The organism is Pseudomonas taeanensis MS-3, assembly GCF_000498575.2.
In the GTDB taxonomy this organism is placed as follows: domain Bacteria; phylum Pseudomonadota; class Gammaproteobacteria; order Pseudomonadales; family Pseudomonadaceae; genus Aquipseudomonas; species Aquipseudomonas taeanensis.
Genome location: NZ_AWSQ01000002.1, coordinates 584,580 through 597,602 on the forward strand (window position 1 = coordinate 584,580; position 13,023 = coordinate 597,602).

Annotated in this window: 11 protein-coding genes; 6 read left to right on the forward strand and 5 right to left on the reverse strand. The window is 62.9% G+C overall.

Features of this window, described 5'->3' with window-relative positions; all coding sequences use genetic code 11:
* Positions 1-44: 44 nt before the first annotated feature.
* A complete protein-coding gene (locus TMS3_RS10775) occupies positions 45-1,613 on the reverse strand; it encodes a GGDEF domain-containing protein (RefSeq protein ID WP_025165289.1) in 1,569 nt (522 codons plus the stop codon).
* A 487-nt stretch (positions 1,614-2,100) separates the two neighbouring features.
* Here TMS3_RS10775 and TMS3_RS10780 point away from each other — a divergent pair, with 487 nt between their 5' ends.
* Positions 2,101-3,429, forward strand: coding sequence for a spinster family MFS transporter (locus tag TMS3_RS10780; RefSeq protein WP_025165290.1), 1,329 nt, complete (start codon positions 2,101-2,103; stop codon positions 3,427-3,429).
* A 121-nt stretch (positions 3,430-3,550) separates the two neighbouring features.
* Here the strand turns inward: TMS3_RS10780 and rapA are convergent, their stop codons facing one another.
* A complete protein-coding gene (gene rapA / locus TMS3_RS10785; RefSeq protein ID WP_025165291.1) occupies positions 3,551-6,394 on the reverse strand; it encodes an RNA polymerase-associated protein RapA in 2,844 nt (947 codons plus the stop codon).
* A 164-nt stretch (positions 6,395-6,558) separates the two neighbouring features.
* Between rapA and TMS3_RS10790 the strand changes: the two genes are divergently transcribed.
* The 5 genes from TMS3_RS10790 (at position 6,559) to TMS3_RS10805 (ending at position 9,542) form a co-directional block, all read left to right on the forward strand.
* Entirely contained in the window at positions 6,559-6,855 is a 297-nt protein-coding gene (locus TMS3_RS10790) for a hypothetical protein (protein WP_025165292.1), read from the forward strand.
* Positions 6,856-6,893: 38 nt separating this feature from the next.
* Complete coding sequence (locus tag TMS3_RS10795) at positions 6,894-7,496, forward strand: alpha-ketoglutarate-dependent dioxygenase AlkB family protein (RefSeq protein ID WP_025165293.1); 603 nt, start codon at positions 6,894-6,896, stop codon at positions 7,494-7,496.
* The gene (locus tag TMS3_RS25460) at positions 7,493-7,654 is read left to right on the forward strand and encodes a hypothetical protein (RefSeq protein ID WP_178090523.1); all 162 of its coding nucleotides are present in this window, start codon (positions 7,493-7,495) and stop codon (positions 7,652-7,654) included. Before TMS3_RS10795 ends, TMS3_RS25460 begins: the two co-directional genes overlap by 4 nt.
* Positions 7,655-7,821: 167 nt before the next feature.
* Positions 7,822-7,938 carry a cytochrome c oxidase subunit CcoM gene (gene ccoM, locus TMS3_RS25795; protein ID WP_025165294.1) on the forward strand — a complete coding sequence of 39 codons (117 nt, stop codon included), beginning with the start codon at positions 7,822-7,824 and terminating at the stop codon, positions 7,936-7,938.
* A gap of 479 nt (positions 7,939-8,417) precedes the next feature.
* Positions 8,418-9,542: a GNAT family N-acetyltransferase gene (locus tag TMS3_RS10805; protein ID WP_025165295.1), complete on the forward strand. Its 1,125-nt coding sequence runs from the start codon at positions 8,418-8,420 to the stop codon at positions 9,540-9,542.
* An 81-nt stretch (positions 9,543-9,623) separates the two neighbouring features.
* On the opposite strand, the gene TMS3_RS10810 is transcribed toward TMS3_RS10805, so the two are convergent.
* From TMS3_RS10810 to TMS3_RS10820, 3 genes are all read right to left on the reverse strand, one after another.
* Positions 9,624-11,456, reverse strand: a complete 1,833-nt coding sequence (locus TMS3_RS10810; protein ID WP_025165296.1) for an ABC transporter ATP-binding protein — start codon at positions 11,454-11,456, stop codon at positions 9,624-9,626.
* 188 nt (positions 11,457-11,644) lie between these two features.
* A complete protein-coding gene (locus TMS3_RS10815) occupies positions 11,645-12,199 on the reverse strand; it encodes a peptidylprolyl isomerase (protein ID WP_025165297.1) in 555 nt (184 codons plus the stop codon).
* Positions 12,193-13,017 (reverse strand): alpha/beta fold hydrolase, encoded by an 825-nt coding sequence (locus tag TMS3_RS10820; RefSeq protein ID WP_025165298.1) that lies wholly within the window; start codon positions 13,015-13,017, stop codon positions 12,193-12,195. Before TMS3_RS10820 ends, TMS3_RS10815 begins: the two co-directional genes overlap by 7 nt.
* Between the last annotated feature and the right edge of the window lie 6 nt (positions 13,018-13,023).

A 13,023-nucleotide genomic window follows, 5' to 3' on the forward strand; every position in this document is an offset into this window, starting at 1 on the left:
GGAGTTCGTTGGGGCGGGCTAGGTGCGGGGAGTGGTCGGGCTGCTCATGGCTGGGTCTGAGCGGCAGCCAGCGCAATGCACTCGACACGGTCGCGGCCCATCTGTTTGGCGCGGTACAGCAGTTGATCGGCGCAGTGCACCAGTTCGCGCAGACCCTGGCCGGGTTGCCATTGGGTGACCCCAAAGCTGGCGGTGACGTTGATTCGCTTGTCCAGCGGTTCGGCGGCCAGCAACAGGCGCAGTTTTTCCGCCATGACTACGGCGTGCTCGAGGTCGGTGTGCGGCATGAGGATGATGAACTCTTCGCCGCCCCAACGGCATAGGCAGTCGGACTCGCGCAGCTGCGCCTTGATCCGTTGCGCCACGTTCCTCAGCACGTAGTCGCCGGTTTCATGGCCATGTTCATCGTTGATCAACTTGAAGCGGTCGATGTCGAAAAAGATCAGTGCAAGCGGAAAGCCGTAGCGCTCGGCGCGCTTGATTTCGTGCAGCGCCACCTCTTCGAATTTCAGTCGAGTCCACTGTCCGGTCAGACGATCGGTATTGGCCAGGTGTTCCAGTTGCAGGTTGCTGTTGAGCAGCGCCTGCTCGACCTGGCGCCGGCGCTTGATCTCCAGGCGCAGATGTTGGGTCAGGTGTGCAAAGCGCCAGGCCACCGCGCCCACCAGGAGTAGGGCTAGCAGAGCGCCTATCACCACCTGATAGAGCACGCTGTGGTCGGTTTCCGTCTTGCGGCTGTAGATAAACTCATCCAGTTCGGTCGGCCCTGTGGCCATGCCCAGTTGGGCGTAGCTGTTGGCGATGGTTTGCCAGCGTCCGGGGTTCATGTGCCCCAGTTGTACCAGCTCGGGCATGATCAGTTTTTTCAGCGCCTGGGCCTCGAAACGCAAGTGCTCGAGGCTCTTGTTCGGCGCGTAACGCTGATGGATCAGTTGTACGCTTTCTTCGATGTGCTCAAGGGCATATTGCCAACCGTCGAGGCTGGCCTGGATAAAGGCCTCGACCTGCTCGGGCCGTTCCTGCACCAGGGTTTCACGGGTGGCCAGTACGTCATTGTAAAAATTGACGCCGTATTCGCGGGGGTTGATCAGCCGATAGGCCATCTTCTGCTGGTCCAGCCAGAAGGGTTCGTTGGACAGGTAGCCGTCATAGGCATCGGTGTTGCCATCGACCAGATCCTGCGGGTTGAAGCTGGTTTCGCTCACGAGCAGCCGGCTCAGGTCGATGCCTTCGCGGGCCAGGGTGATGCGTAGTTCGGCGCTTTCCGGCTCGGGCATCAGCATCACCCGTTTCCCTGCCAGGTCGAGCGGGGTGTAGATATTCGAGTCGGCACGGACGATCCATACCACTGGCGAACTTTGCATGATGGCCGCCAGGGCTACGACCGGCTTGCCTTGCATACGGGCGATAACCAGACCGCTGTTGGCAATGGCGAAGTCGACGTCACCGCTGAGCATGGCCTCTATCGGTTTCGGCGTGCCCGGTCCGCCTTGGCGAATCTCGACCTCCAGCCCGGCTTTGCGGTAGTAACCCTTTTCCTGGGCCATGTAGTAGCCGGCGAACTGAAACTGATGCAGCCAGCGCAGTTGCAAGCTCACGGTTTCCGTGGCCATGGCGGGAACTGGCCACAACAGCTGGACTAGCCATAAGCCGACGGCCAAGCACAGCGCGGCTGACGCGCGATTATCGGATGGGGGCCGTGTCGTGTGGCTGGTAAAGGGTCTGAGCATAGCAATCAGCCATAGGCGCGGTGATTTAGGGCCTTGTAAGACCATGGACAGGGTTGGCGATTACGTCAATAAACAGGTTATCTGTTACAGCCCAGCGGTCGTGTGCTTGGCACCCGTGGTTAGGAGTTGCACTGCGGGTGCTTGGCGCTGACCGGAGCGGCCGCCTTGCATCAAGGTGACGCCTCTGTCGGTGTAGGCAGTGCCTGTAGTCGGTCTGGACGCCCATTTCGTGGCATCACGCTTGCGAATAGTCGCAGACAGCTAGGGCTTCAGTCTCTAGATTGCCTGCTGCGTATGCCTGGCCAGGTGTCGGCAGATTCGCTGGCGCCAGCTTGTAGCGGCTGTCAATAACTACAATAGGACGGATTCCATGCAGCAGTCCCAGCCGGTGGCGAATGCTTGGCGCATTTTGTTCCTGCTTTTCCTTGCCAATCTGTTCAATTTCTTCGATCGCAGCATCCCGGCGATCATCATCGAGCCGATTCGCCTGGAATGGAGCCTCAGCGACTTTCAGTTGGGCTTGATCGGTACCGCGTTTACCATCGTCTATGCGGTTGCCGGTGTGCCCTTGGGGCGCATGGCCGATACCGGCTCGCGGCGCAAGATCATGGGCTGGGGGCTGACGGTGTGGAGTGGCCTGACCGCGGTCAACGGTCTGGCCTGGAACTTCTGGAGCTTTTTGCTGGTGCGCATGGGGGTGGGTATTGGCGAGGCCAGTTATGCGCCGGCGGCCAACTCGCTGATCGGTGACCTGTTTCCGGCACACAAGCGCGCGCGGGCCATGGGCATTTTCATGCTGGGCTTGCCGCTGGGCCTGCTGCTTGCCTTCTTCACCATCGGCGCCATGGTCAAGGCCTTCGACAGTTGGCGCGCACCTTTCTTTATCGCCGCAGTGCCGGGGCTGATCCTGGCGTTGTTCATGTTTTTCATCAAAGAACCCAAGCGTGGTGGCGCTGAGGCCGTGCAGGTGGCGGTCGAGCCGGTGCGGCAACCATTGCGTAAGGTCCTGGCGATTCGCACGTTCTGGTGGTTGGTGATCGCCGGGCTGACCTTCAACTTCGCCACTTATGCGTGCAACTCCTTCATGGTGCCAATGCTGCAGCGCTATTTCCTGTTGCCGCTGGAGCAGGCGGCCGTGGCCACCGGGGTAATCGTCGGTGTGACCGGCTTGTTCGGTCTGACGCTCGGCGGTTGGCTGGCGGACCGGATTCATCAGAAGTCCGAATCCGGGCGTCTACTGTTTGCCGCCCTGAGCATGCTGGTTGCGGCGGGATGTACCGGTTATGCGCTGTTCTCCGGGCACATCGCCATCGGGCTGTTTGTTGCGCTGTTCAGCATTGGCTGGCTGTTTTCCTACAACTTCTACACCTGCGTCTATACGGCGATTCAGGATGTGGTCGAGCCGCGTCTGCGGGCGACCGCCATGGCCCTGTTCTTCGCCGGCCTGTACCTGCTGGGCGGGGGGCTGGGTCCCATCGCGGTGGGGCTGTTGTCCGATTACTTCGCCAATGCGGCGATGCTCGCCGCTGGCGCCACGCAGATGAACGAAACCTTCAAGGCGGTGGGCTTGCATGACGCGATGTACCTGATCCCCGTGGCACTGTTTCTCACCATGCTGACGCTGGTGCAGGCGTCGCGCTGTTTCACGCGGGACGCTGCGCGGATGCGCGCGGGCATGCTGGAGGCGGTGCCGGCCTAGTGGCCCAGGGGTGCAAATGTACGGGCCGCCACAGATATAGACTCGCCCGGGATTTGTTTGCACCCACAATAAGGCCCGCAATTGCGGGCCTTATTGTTGAGCGGGTGTACGCCAGTCGAGGTTAGCCGGCCACCAGTACCCGAATCGCCTCCAGGCGCAGCGCCGCCTTGTCGAGCAAACCCAGGCCTTGCTCCAGTTGCTGGCGCAGGGCGTCCAGTTCGCTGTCGCGTACGCTTGGGTTGACCGCCTGCAAGGCGGTCAGGCGGGTCAGCTCCTCATCGACGTCGGCGGCCAGGCGGCGTTTCGCTTCGGCAACCCGCTCGACGTGGCGCGGTGCGACTTTCTCTTCGCCGGCATTGATCTGCGGGTTGAGTGCGTCGCGCTGGGCCTGAACGAACTTGTTGGCGCTGGCGCGGGGTACGCTTTCCAACTGGTCGTTGAGAGTCTCGAAACCCACCTTGTGGGCCAGGTCGTTGCCGTTGGCGTCCAGCAGGCAGCGCAATGCCTCAGGTGGCAGGTAGCGCCCCAGTTGCAGGGCGCGCGGGGCGACCACTTCGCTGACGTAAAGCAATTCCAGCAGCACGGTGCCGGGTTTCAGTGCCTTGTTCTTGATCAGGGCCACGCCGGTGTTGCCCATCGAGCCCGAGCGCACCAGATCCATGCCGCCTTGCACCATCGGGTGTTCCCAGGTGAGGAACTGCATGTCCTCGCGCGCCAGCGCCAGGTCGCGGTCGTAGGTGATGGTCACGCCTTCGTCGTCGCCTAGCGGGAAGCTGGCATCCAGCATCTTCTCGCTGGGGCGCAGGATCAGGGCGTTTTCCGAGTGGTCTTCGCTGTCGATGCCAAAGGCATCGAACAACTGCTCCATGTAGATCGGCAGGGCGAACTGGTCGTCCTGCTCGAGGATCGCCTCGACCAGCGCCTCGCCTTCGCCCGCGCCGCCGGAGTTGAGTTCCAGCAGGCGGTCACGGCCGGCGTGCAGCTCACCCTCGAGGCGTTCGCGCTCGGCTTTGGCTTCGTTCAGCATGCTCTGCCATTCATCGTCGTCGCCACTTTCCAGCATCGGCAGCAAACGGCTGCCGTACTGGTGCTGCAGGGCGTTGCCGGTCGGGCAGGTGGCGAGGAAGGCGTTCAGACCCTGGTGGTACCACTGGAACAGGCGCTCTTGCGGGCTGTTTTCCAGGTAGGGCACGTGCAACTGAATACGGTGTTTCTGGCCGATGCGGTCGAGACGGCCGATGCGCTGTTCGAGCAGGTCCGGGTGGGCCGGCAGGTCGAACAGCACCAGGTGATGGGCGAACTGGAAGTTGCGACCCTCACTGCCGATTTCCGAGCAGACCAGCACCTGGGCACCGAACTCTTCGTCGGCAAAGTAAGCCGCGGCGCGATCGCGTTCGAGGATGCTCATGCCTTCGTGGAACACCGTGGCGGGAATGCCCTTGCGCACGCGCAGGGCGTCTTCCAGGTCCATGGCGGTCTCGGCGTGGGCGCAGATCACCAGAACCTTGAATTTCTTCAGCATCTTCAGGGTGTCGACCAGCCACTCGACGCGCGGGTCGAAGCGCCACCAGCGCTGGTCCTCGTCGATTTCGGCCTGGGCCTGGTAGCTGACTTCCGGATACAGGTCGGGGTGCTCGCCAATCGGCAGCTCCATGTACTCGTCCGGGCTCGCCAGCGGGTAGGGGTGCAGGTCGCGCTCAGGGAAGCCCTGGACCGCCGCGCGGGTGTTGCGAAATAGCAAACGGCCGGTGCCGTGACGGTCGAGCAGCTCGCGCACCAGGCGCGCGGACGCCTCGCTGTCACCCGCCTTGACCGCGGCCAGCAGGCCTTCGCCCTCACTGCCGAGGAAGTCATGAATGGTCTGGTGGGCGGCGGGCGACAGGCTGCCTTGGTCCAGCAGTTCCTGTACCGCTTCGGCGACCGGGCGGTAGTGGGCACTTTCGGCGCGGAAGGCTTCGAGGTCGTGGAAACGGTTCGGGTCGAGCAGGCGCAGGCGGGCGAAGTGGCTGTCCTGACCCAGCTGCTCGGGCGTGGCGGTAAGCAGCAATACGGCGGGGATGACCCCTGCCAGTTGCTCGACCAGGGTGTATTCCGGGCTGGCGCGATCCGGGTGCCATACCAAGTGGTGCGCTTCGTCGACCACCAGCAGATCCCAGCCGGCAGCGAACAGCGCGTCCTGGGCCTTGTCGTCCTCGCACAGCCATTCCAGGGCCACCAGGGCCAACTGGCAGTCCTCGAACGGATTGCTGGCATCGCTCTCGATGAAACGCTCCTGGTCGAACAGCGCCACTTCCAGGTTGAAGCGGCGGCGCATCTCCACCAGCCACTGGTGTTGCAGGTTCTCCGGTACCAGGATCAGCACGCGGTTGGCGCGGCCGGAGAGCAGCTGGCGATGGATCACCAGACCAGCCTCAATGGTCTTGCCCAGACCCACTTCGTCGGCCAGCAGCACCCGCGGGGCGATGCGGTCGGCGACTTCACGGGCGATGTGCAGCTGGTGGGCAATCGGTTGCGCACGCACGCCGCCCAGGCCCCAGAGCGAGGACTGCAACTGGCGACTGGTGAATTCGAGAGTGCGGTAGCGCAGGGCGAACCAGGGCAGCGGGTCGATCTGACCGGCGAACAGGCGGTCGCTGGCCAGGCGGAACTGGATGAAGTTGGACAGCTGAGTTTCCGGCAGGGTGACGCTCTGGTTCTGCCCATCGAGGCCGTGGTATACCAGCAGGCCGTCGATGTCATCGACTTCCTGTACGGTCAGTTTCCAGCCTTCGAAATGGGTGATCTCATCGCCGGGCGAGAAGCGCACACGGGTCAGGGGCGCATTGCGCGCGGCGTATTGGCGGGTTTCGCCGGTGGCCGGGTAGAGCACCGTGAGCATGCGGCCTTCCTGCATCAGGACGGTGCCCAAACCCAACTCTGCCTCGCTGTCACTGATCCAGCGTTGCCCCGGTTCGTATTGCGCCATGCCTGTCTCCCGCGTGAAAAAGCCGGCTATGGTAACGGAACGCCACGCCAAGACCAAAGACGCAATGGCACTTAGCGAGCTAACTTCAGTCAAAAGTGTAGCGAGGCTGCCTCAAGTCGGCGTTTACCTGGCCGACAGACTGACCAAAGGAGAGGCTGAATAACGTGCTACCGCCCATTCCCCAAAGCCTGGTACCGGTCACTGCCCAGCAGGACGTGATCAAACCCAGGCCCGACATTCCGCCGGTGACGCCGGTTCAGGAAAGCTCCAAAGAGAGTGCCTTGAGCCTGGATAAACGTCATCCACAGGATGCCGAGGAGTTGTTGCGCGAAGAGCAGCGGCGTCGCCAGAGGCGCGGTTACACCCCGGAGCAACTGGCGGCGGGCGAAGTGGACGAGGCCGATGAGGCGGCGCTCGACGAGTTGCCCCGCCAAGGTGTGTGGGTAGATGTGGAGGTCTGAATGCCTGGGTTCCATACCGCTACAGAGCCGAGCTGCCTGTGAACCTTTTCAATGACAACCAATTGCATCTGACGCATGCCGAACTCGACTTTCAGTCGGACTGGCTGGATAGCACGACGGCGGATCTGTGGTTCAACCAATTACTCGATGAAACCCCCTGGCAGCAACCGCAGGTGCGGTTGTATGGCCGCGTCTGTCCGGTGCCGCGTCTGCTCGCCTGGTACGGCGATGCCGAGGCCCGTTATCGTTACTCCGGTCAAACTCATCAGCCGCTGCCCTGGACGCCGCTGTTGCAGACCATACGTACGCGAGTGGTCGAGGCCGTCGGCGAGCCACTGAACGGCGTGTTGCTCAACTATTACCGCGACGGGCAGGACTCCATGGGCTGGCACAGCGACGACGAAGCCGAGCTGGGCCGCGAGCCCTTGGTCGCTTCGCTCAGTCTGGGTGGCACCCGGCGTTTCGATCTGCGCCGCAAAGGGCAGTCGCGCATCGAGCACTCCTTAGCGCTTAATCATGGCTCGCTGCTGGTCATGCGCGGGCCGACGCAGCATTATTGGCAGCACCAAGTGGCGAAGACGGGCAGCCCCTGTGTGCCGCGCCTGAACCTGACATTCCGCTTAATCCGGTCTCCAGCATGAGTAATGACGACAAACTGATCGACTTCGGCGCCGAGCGCGACAAGCGTATCCACGACCTGCGCGACAAGAAGCTCAACGAGATGCGCCAGGCCTTCGAGCAAGCGCTGCCGTTGCCCTCGGGCAAGAAAAAGTCGAAAAGCAAACCGAAAAAGCGCTGAGCCTCCCGGCTCCGTGGGCTCCGTGGGCTCCGTGGGCCCCGTGAATCCGTCGTCTGGCGCTCCCGGCCGACGGCAAGCGCGCCACTGTTGATCCAGATCAATGCCCGTTGCCTCGCCGCCACGTACCTTGCAGTCATTCCCAGCAAGGACTGGTGCAGGAGGCAAGCATGTTTATCGATGTGGTGGTTCTCGCCGGTATCGGCACCGTCGGCCTGATGGTCGCGTTCTTCGCCGGCGTCGGTTATTTCATCTGGAAGGATTCGCACAAGCGCAAGACGCGCTGAATCCCTCCGGCAACGGGCACGCAAGGCAATTCGGGCGACTTAGGTCGCCCTTTTTTTGTTTTCTGCATGGGCGCGAGCGCCAGTTCTCTGCCTGCTCTTGGTTCATCGGTCTGCCCAGTCAGTGCGTGGCAGTGGGGCCTCTGGCGTGGTCGCCATTAGCAGGCCGTTGAAAAACTACTGCGCTAGGCTATGCCGCGTTGAAATCGGCCCGGGACGCGGCGCCTCAAATGCTCATTTACAACAGGTAAACTGCGCTTTTGATTCGCTACGCTCACCCTGCGAGCCAGCCTCCGGCTGTTACTCCGCTTCGCTACGTTGCGGCCTTTTTCGCCTTGTGACCCACATGGATGTGGGAAATGCCGTTACCCGTAGGGAACGGGTGCGGCCCTAGCCGTCGCTCGCTACATTTTTCAACGGCCTGCTAGCGATATAGTGCAGGCTGATTGCCTCTGCCGATTCAGTGACTGCGGATACCTTGGATGCCCGTTTACAGCCTGCACCGTTTGACCGAACTCGCGGCCACTACCTGGGATGGCCTGGTGCCTGAGCCGCAACCCTTTCTCCGCCATGCCTTTCTCACGGCCCTGGAAGACAGCGGCAGCGTCGGTGGGCGCACGGGCTGGCAAGCGGCGCATCAGGTGTTGCTGGACGACCAGGGGCAGCCGCTGGCGGCGCTGCCTGCGTACGTGAAAAACCATTCCTATGGCGAGTACGTGTTCGATCATGGCTGGGCCGACGCCTGCCAGCGCGCTGGGATCGCCTATTATCCCAAGCTGCTCGGCGCCATTCCCTTCTCGCCGGTGAGCGGCCCGCGCTTGCTCGGGGCCCCGGTCGCAGCGGCGCAGTTGCTCGATGAACTCACCGCGCAGCTGGAGTCTCAAGGTCTGTCCAGCCTGCATATCAACTTCACCGATGAGGCCGCCGATGCCCTGCTGCGGGGGCGGGAGGGCTGGCTGGAGCGACTCGGCTGCCAGTTCCACTGGCGCAACCGCGACTACCGGGACTTTCAGGATTTCCTCGACGGCCTGAGTTCACGCAAGCGCAAGCAGGTTCGCAAGGAACGCGAGCAGGTGGCAGGGCAGGGTATCGAGTTCGACTGGCGCGAGGGGCATCAGCTCAACGAGGCCGAGTGGGATTTCGTCTACCTGTGTTATGCCAATACCTACCAGGTGCGAGGCCAGGCGCCTTATCTGACCCGGACGTTCTTCAGCCTGTTGGCCGAGCGCATGCCCGAAGCGATCCGCGTGGTGCTGGCGCGTCGGGGCGCGCAGCCGGTGGCGATGGCCTTCAGCCTGACCGGCGCCGGCAGCTTATACGGCCGCTATTGGGGGTGTCTGGCGGAGTTCGACCGCCTGCACTTCGAGACCTGCTTCTACCAAGGCATGGACTATGCCATCGCCCAGGGGCTGCAGCGCTTCGATGCCGGTGCCCAGGGTGAACACAAGTTGATCCGTGGCTTCGAGCCGGTGATCACCCGCTCCTGGCATTACCTCTGCCATCCGGGCCTGCGCGCGGCGGTGGCTAATTTTCTCGAGCAGGAGCGGGTCGGCGTACAGGGCTACAGCGAAGAAGCGCGCGGATTGCTGCCGTATCGCCAAGCTTGAGGCGCGTATGGCAGCGTGTCTGAGCGAGCCGCGGTCGGTCCGAAATGCTGATCGCGGCCAAGGCCGCTGCCACGGGAAACGTTACTCCACGCCGACGAAACCACCGGTCTGGTGCTGCCAGAGGCGGGCGTAGAGACCGCCGTGGGCGATCAGCTGGCCGTGCGTGCCGCTCTCGACAATACGCCCCTGATCGATCACTACCAGGCGGTCCATGCGCGCAATGGTCGACAGGCGGTGGGCGATGGCAATCACGGTTTTACCTTGCATCAGGCTGTCCAGGCTCTCCTGGATCGCCGCCTCGACCTCTGAGTCCAGCGCCGAGGTGGCTTCGTCGAGCACCAGGATTGGCGCGTCTTTCAGCAGCACGCGAGCGATGGCGATGCGCTGACGCTGGCCGCCGGACAGTTTGACCCCGCGTTCGCCGACCTTGGCATCGAAGCCGCGGCCACCCTGATTGTCGTCCAGCTGGGCGATGAAGCTATTGGCGCGCGCCTTGTGTACGGCCGCGTGGAGCTCCGCCTCGCTGGCGTCGGGCTTGCCGTAGCGCAGGTTGTCGCGAATCGAGCGGTGCAGCAGTGAGGTGTCCTGGGTGACCACGCCGATCTGCGCGCGCAGGCTTTCCTGGGTCACTGCGGCGATGTCCTGGTCGTCGATCAGAATGCGTCCGGCCTGCAGGTCGTACAGGCGCAGCAGCAGGCTGACCAGGGTCGACTTGCCCGCTCCCGATGGGCCGACCAGGCCGATTTTCTCGCCGGGGTGTACCTGCAGGTCCAGGCCGTCGATCACCCCGGAGGTCTTGCCATAGTGGAAGTGAATGGCGTCGAAGTGCACGGCGCCACGCTGCACCTTGAGTGGCTGCGCGCCTGTCCGGTCGAGCAGGTGGCAAGGCTGGACGATGGTCTGCATGCCGTCCTGCACGGTGCCGACGTTTTCGAAGATGCCGTTGACCACCCACATGATCCACTCGGCCATGTTGTTGATGCGGATCACCAGGCCAATCGCCAGGGCGATGGCGCCGGTGCTGATCAGCTCCTGGCTCCACAGCCACAGGGCCAATGTGCCGGTGCTGGCGATCAGCAGGCCGTTGAGGCAGGTAACACTGAAGTCCAGGGCGGTGACGGTGCGGGTCTGCAGGCGCACCTTGTCGAGCAGGTCCTGCATGGCGGTGCGGGCGTAGCCTTCCTCCTCGCGGGTGTGGGCGAACAGCTTCAAGGTCATGATGTTGGTGTAGCCGTCCACCACCCGGCCCATCAAGGTGGAACGCGCCGCCGAGGCGGTGGCCGAGCGCTGTTTGATCAGCGGCACGAAGTGCCGCAGCAGCAGGCAGTAGCCGAGAATCCACAGCAACAGCGGCAGCATCAGGCGCAAGTCGGCCTCGGCGAACAGGTAGAGCGCGCTGCCGGCGTAGACCAGCACGTGCCAGAGCGCATCGACCACCTGCAGGGCGGAGTCGCGCAGGGCCGGGCCGGTCTGCATGATGCGTTGGGCGATGCGCCCGGCGAAGTCGTTCTGGAAGAAACTCAGGCTCTGCTTGAGCACATAACGGTGGTTCTGCCAGCGCACCAGGTTGGTCAGGTTGGGGGTGATCGCCTGGTTGGCTAGCAGGTCGTGCAGGCCGAAGACCAGCGGACGCAGGATCATCGCGACCAGCAGCATCCACAGCAGTTCGCCCCGGTACTGGCTGAAGAAGGCGCTGCTCGGCGTGGCTTGAGTCATGTCGATCAGTCGGCCGAGAAAGCTGAACAGCGCCACCTCGATCAGGGCGGCGAAGAAGCCGACCACCAGCACGGCGATCAGCAGCGGCCAGGCCTGGCGCAGGTAATGCGCGTAGAACGGCAGAACGCCTTGCGGCGGCTCAAGCTCGGGGCTGGCTTTGAATACGTCGAGCAGGGCTTCGAAGCGGCGAAACAGCATGTCAGGCATCCTGCCTTGGTGGTGGGCTGAATGCTGATTCTATCCCTTTAAAGCGAGTGCGCTCGCAAAGCAGCCGAGTCGCCCAGATGCACTCAGCGGCACTGTTTGTGTTACCGATTGGGGCGGGTTGTGTTCGGGGCAGGTTCTGGCCTGTAGGGTGGGCTTGGAGCCCACCCGAGGAGGGAGGGTTACAGGCGCTTGGCTTCGAGAATCAGGACCGGCTTGTTCGGCACGTTCTGCTGACCCGCGCGGTTGCCGGTAGGCACCTGGGCGATCTGGTCGACCACTTCCATGCCGCGCACTACCTTGCCGAACACGGCATAGCCGAAATCACGGCTGCCATGGTCGAGGAAGGCGTTGTCCTTGTGGTTGATGAAGAACTGGCTGGTGGCCGAGTCGCGCACTTGGGTACGGGCCATGGCCAGGGTACCGCGCACATTGTGCAGGCCGTTGTCGGCTTCGTTCTTGATCGGTGCGCGGGTCTGCTTCTGTTGCAGGTCGGCATCGAAACCACCGCCCTGGACCATGAAGCCCGGGATCACGCGGTGGAACTGGGTGCCAGCGTAATAGCCGCTGTCCACGTAACCGAGAAAATTCTCCACGCTGATTGGGGCTTTGTCGGCGGCCAGTTCGATTTCGATTTCGCCGAGGCTGGTGGTCAGCAGTACTTTCGGGTTCTCCGCAGCCAGCAGGCTGGTGGCGAACAGCAGGGAGCAGGCGGCGAGGGCGAGTTTCTTCAACATGCTTTTGGGTCCTTAAGGGGAGTGGGTGCGGCCTGTTCGACTTCGGCGAGGAAGGCCAGCAGGTGGCTATTGAAACACTGTGGTTGATCCAGTGGTGTGGCGTGACGCGAATCTTCGATCACCAGCAGCCGCGCGTTGGGCAGTTCCTTGACGTAAGCGGCCTTCTGCGCCACCGGGGTGTAATCGCGGTCGGCGCTGATCACCAGAGTAGGACAGGTGATGCGCGCCAGGCGTTCCCGTACGCCCCAGCCGATAATTGCGTCGAGGCTGGCGAGGTAGGCGCGTTTGTCGTTTTGCGGCCAGCGCGCTTCGATCTTCTGGCGAAGCTCGGCCTGTTCGGGCTTGGGAAACAGCATCTTGCCCAGGGCCTTGGCGATGGTCTCCAGGCTGAGCAGGCGTGACAGGCTCCAGCGCTTGGCGATTTCCAGGTAGTCGCGCGGGCTTTTCGCCTTCACTTCCGGCCCGCTGTTGACGATGCACAGGCTCTTGAGCAGTTCTGGGCGCTCGACGCCGAGCTGAAAACCGATCATGCCGCCCATGGAGATGCCGACCAGGTGCACTGCATCGAGCTGGCAGTGCTCGATCAACGCCGCCACGTCCTCGGCAAAACCGGCGATGCTGTAGCGCTCGCTTGGCTTGTCGGAGCGGCCGTGGCCGCGTATGTCGAGAGCGATCACTCGATAATGAGCGGCCAGCGCGGGGATTTGGTATTCCCAGTCGCGGGTGCTCGAACCCAGGCCATGGACCAGCAGTACCGGCGCTCCGTGACCGTACTCTTCGTAGTGCAGTTGGCAACCGTCGTAATCGAAATAGGGCATGGCTAA

Excerpts from the sequence above, each read along its gene's own strand:
- TMS3_RS10775 (WP_025165289.1), bottom strand. The coding sequence starts at position 1,613 with ATGGCCACGGAAACCGTGAGCTTGCAACTGCGCTGGCTGCATCAGTTT.
- TMS3_RS10780 (WP_025165290.1), top strand. The coding sequence starts at position 2,101 with ATGCAGCAGTCCCAGCCGGTGGCGAATGCTTGGCGCATTTTGTTCCTG.
- rapA (WP_025165291.1), bottom strand. The coding sequence starts at position 6,394 with ATGGCGCAATACGAACCGGGGCAACGCTGGATCAGTGACAGCGAGGCA.
- TMS3_RS25460 (WP_178090523.1), top strand. The coding sequence starts at position 7,493 with ATGAGTAATGACGACAAACTGATCGACTTCGGCGCCGAGCGCGACAAG.
- ccoM (WP_025165294.1), top strand. The coding sequence starts at position 7,822 with ATGTTTATCGATGTGGTGGTTCTCGCCGGTATCGGCACCGTCGGCCTG.
- TMS3_RS10805 (WP_025165295.1), top strand. The coding sequence starts at position 8,418 with ATGCCCGTTTACAGCCTGCACCGTTTGACCGAACTCGCGGCCACTACC.
- TMS3_RS10810 (WP_025165296.1), bottom strand. The coding sequence starts at position 11,456 with ATGCTGTTTCGCCGCTTCGAAGCCCTGCTCGACGTATTCAAAGCCAGC.
- TMS3_RS10815 (WP_025165297.1), bottom strand. The coding sequence starts at position 12,199 with ATGTTGAAGAAACTCGCCCTCGCCGCCTGCTCCCTGCTGTTCGCCACC.
- TMS3_RS10820 (WP_025165298.1), bottom strand. The coding sequence starts at position 13,017 with ATGCCCTATTTCGATTACGACGGTTGCCAACTGCACTACGAAGAGTAC.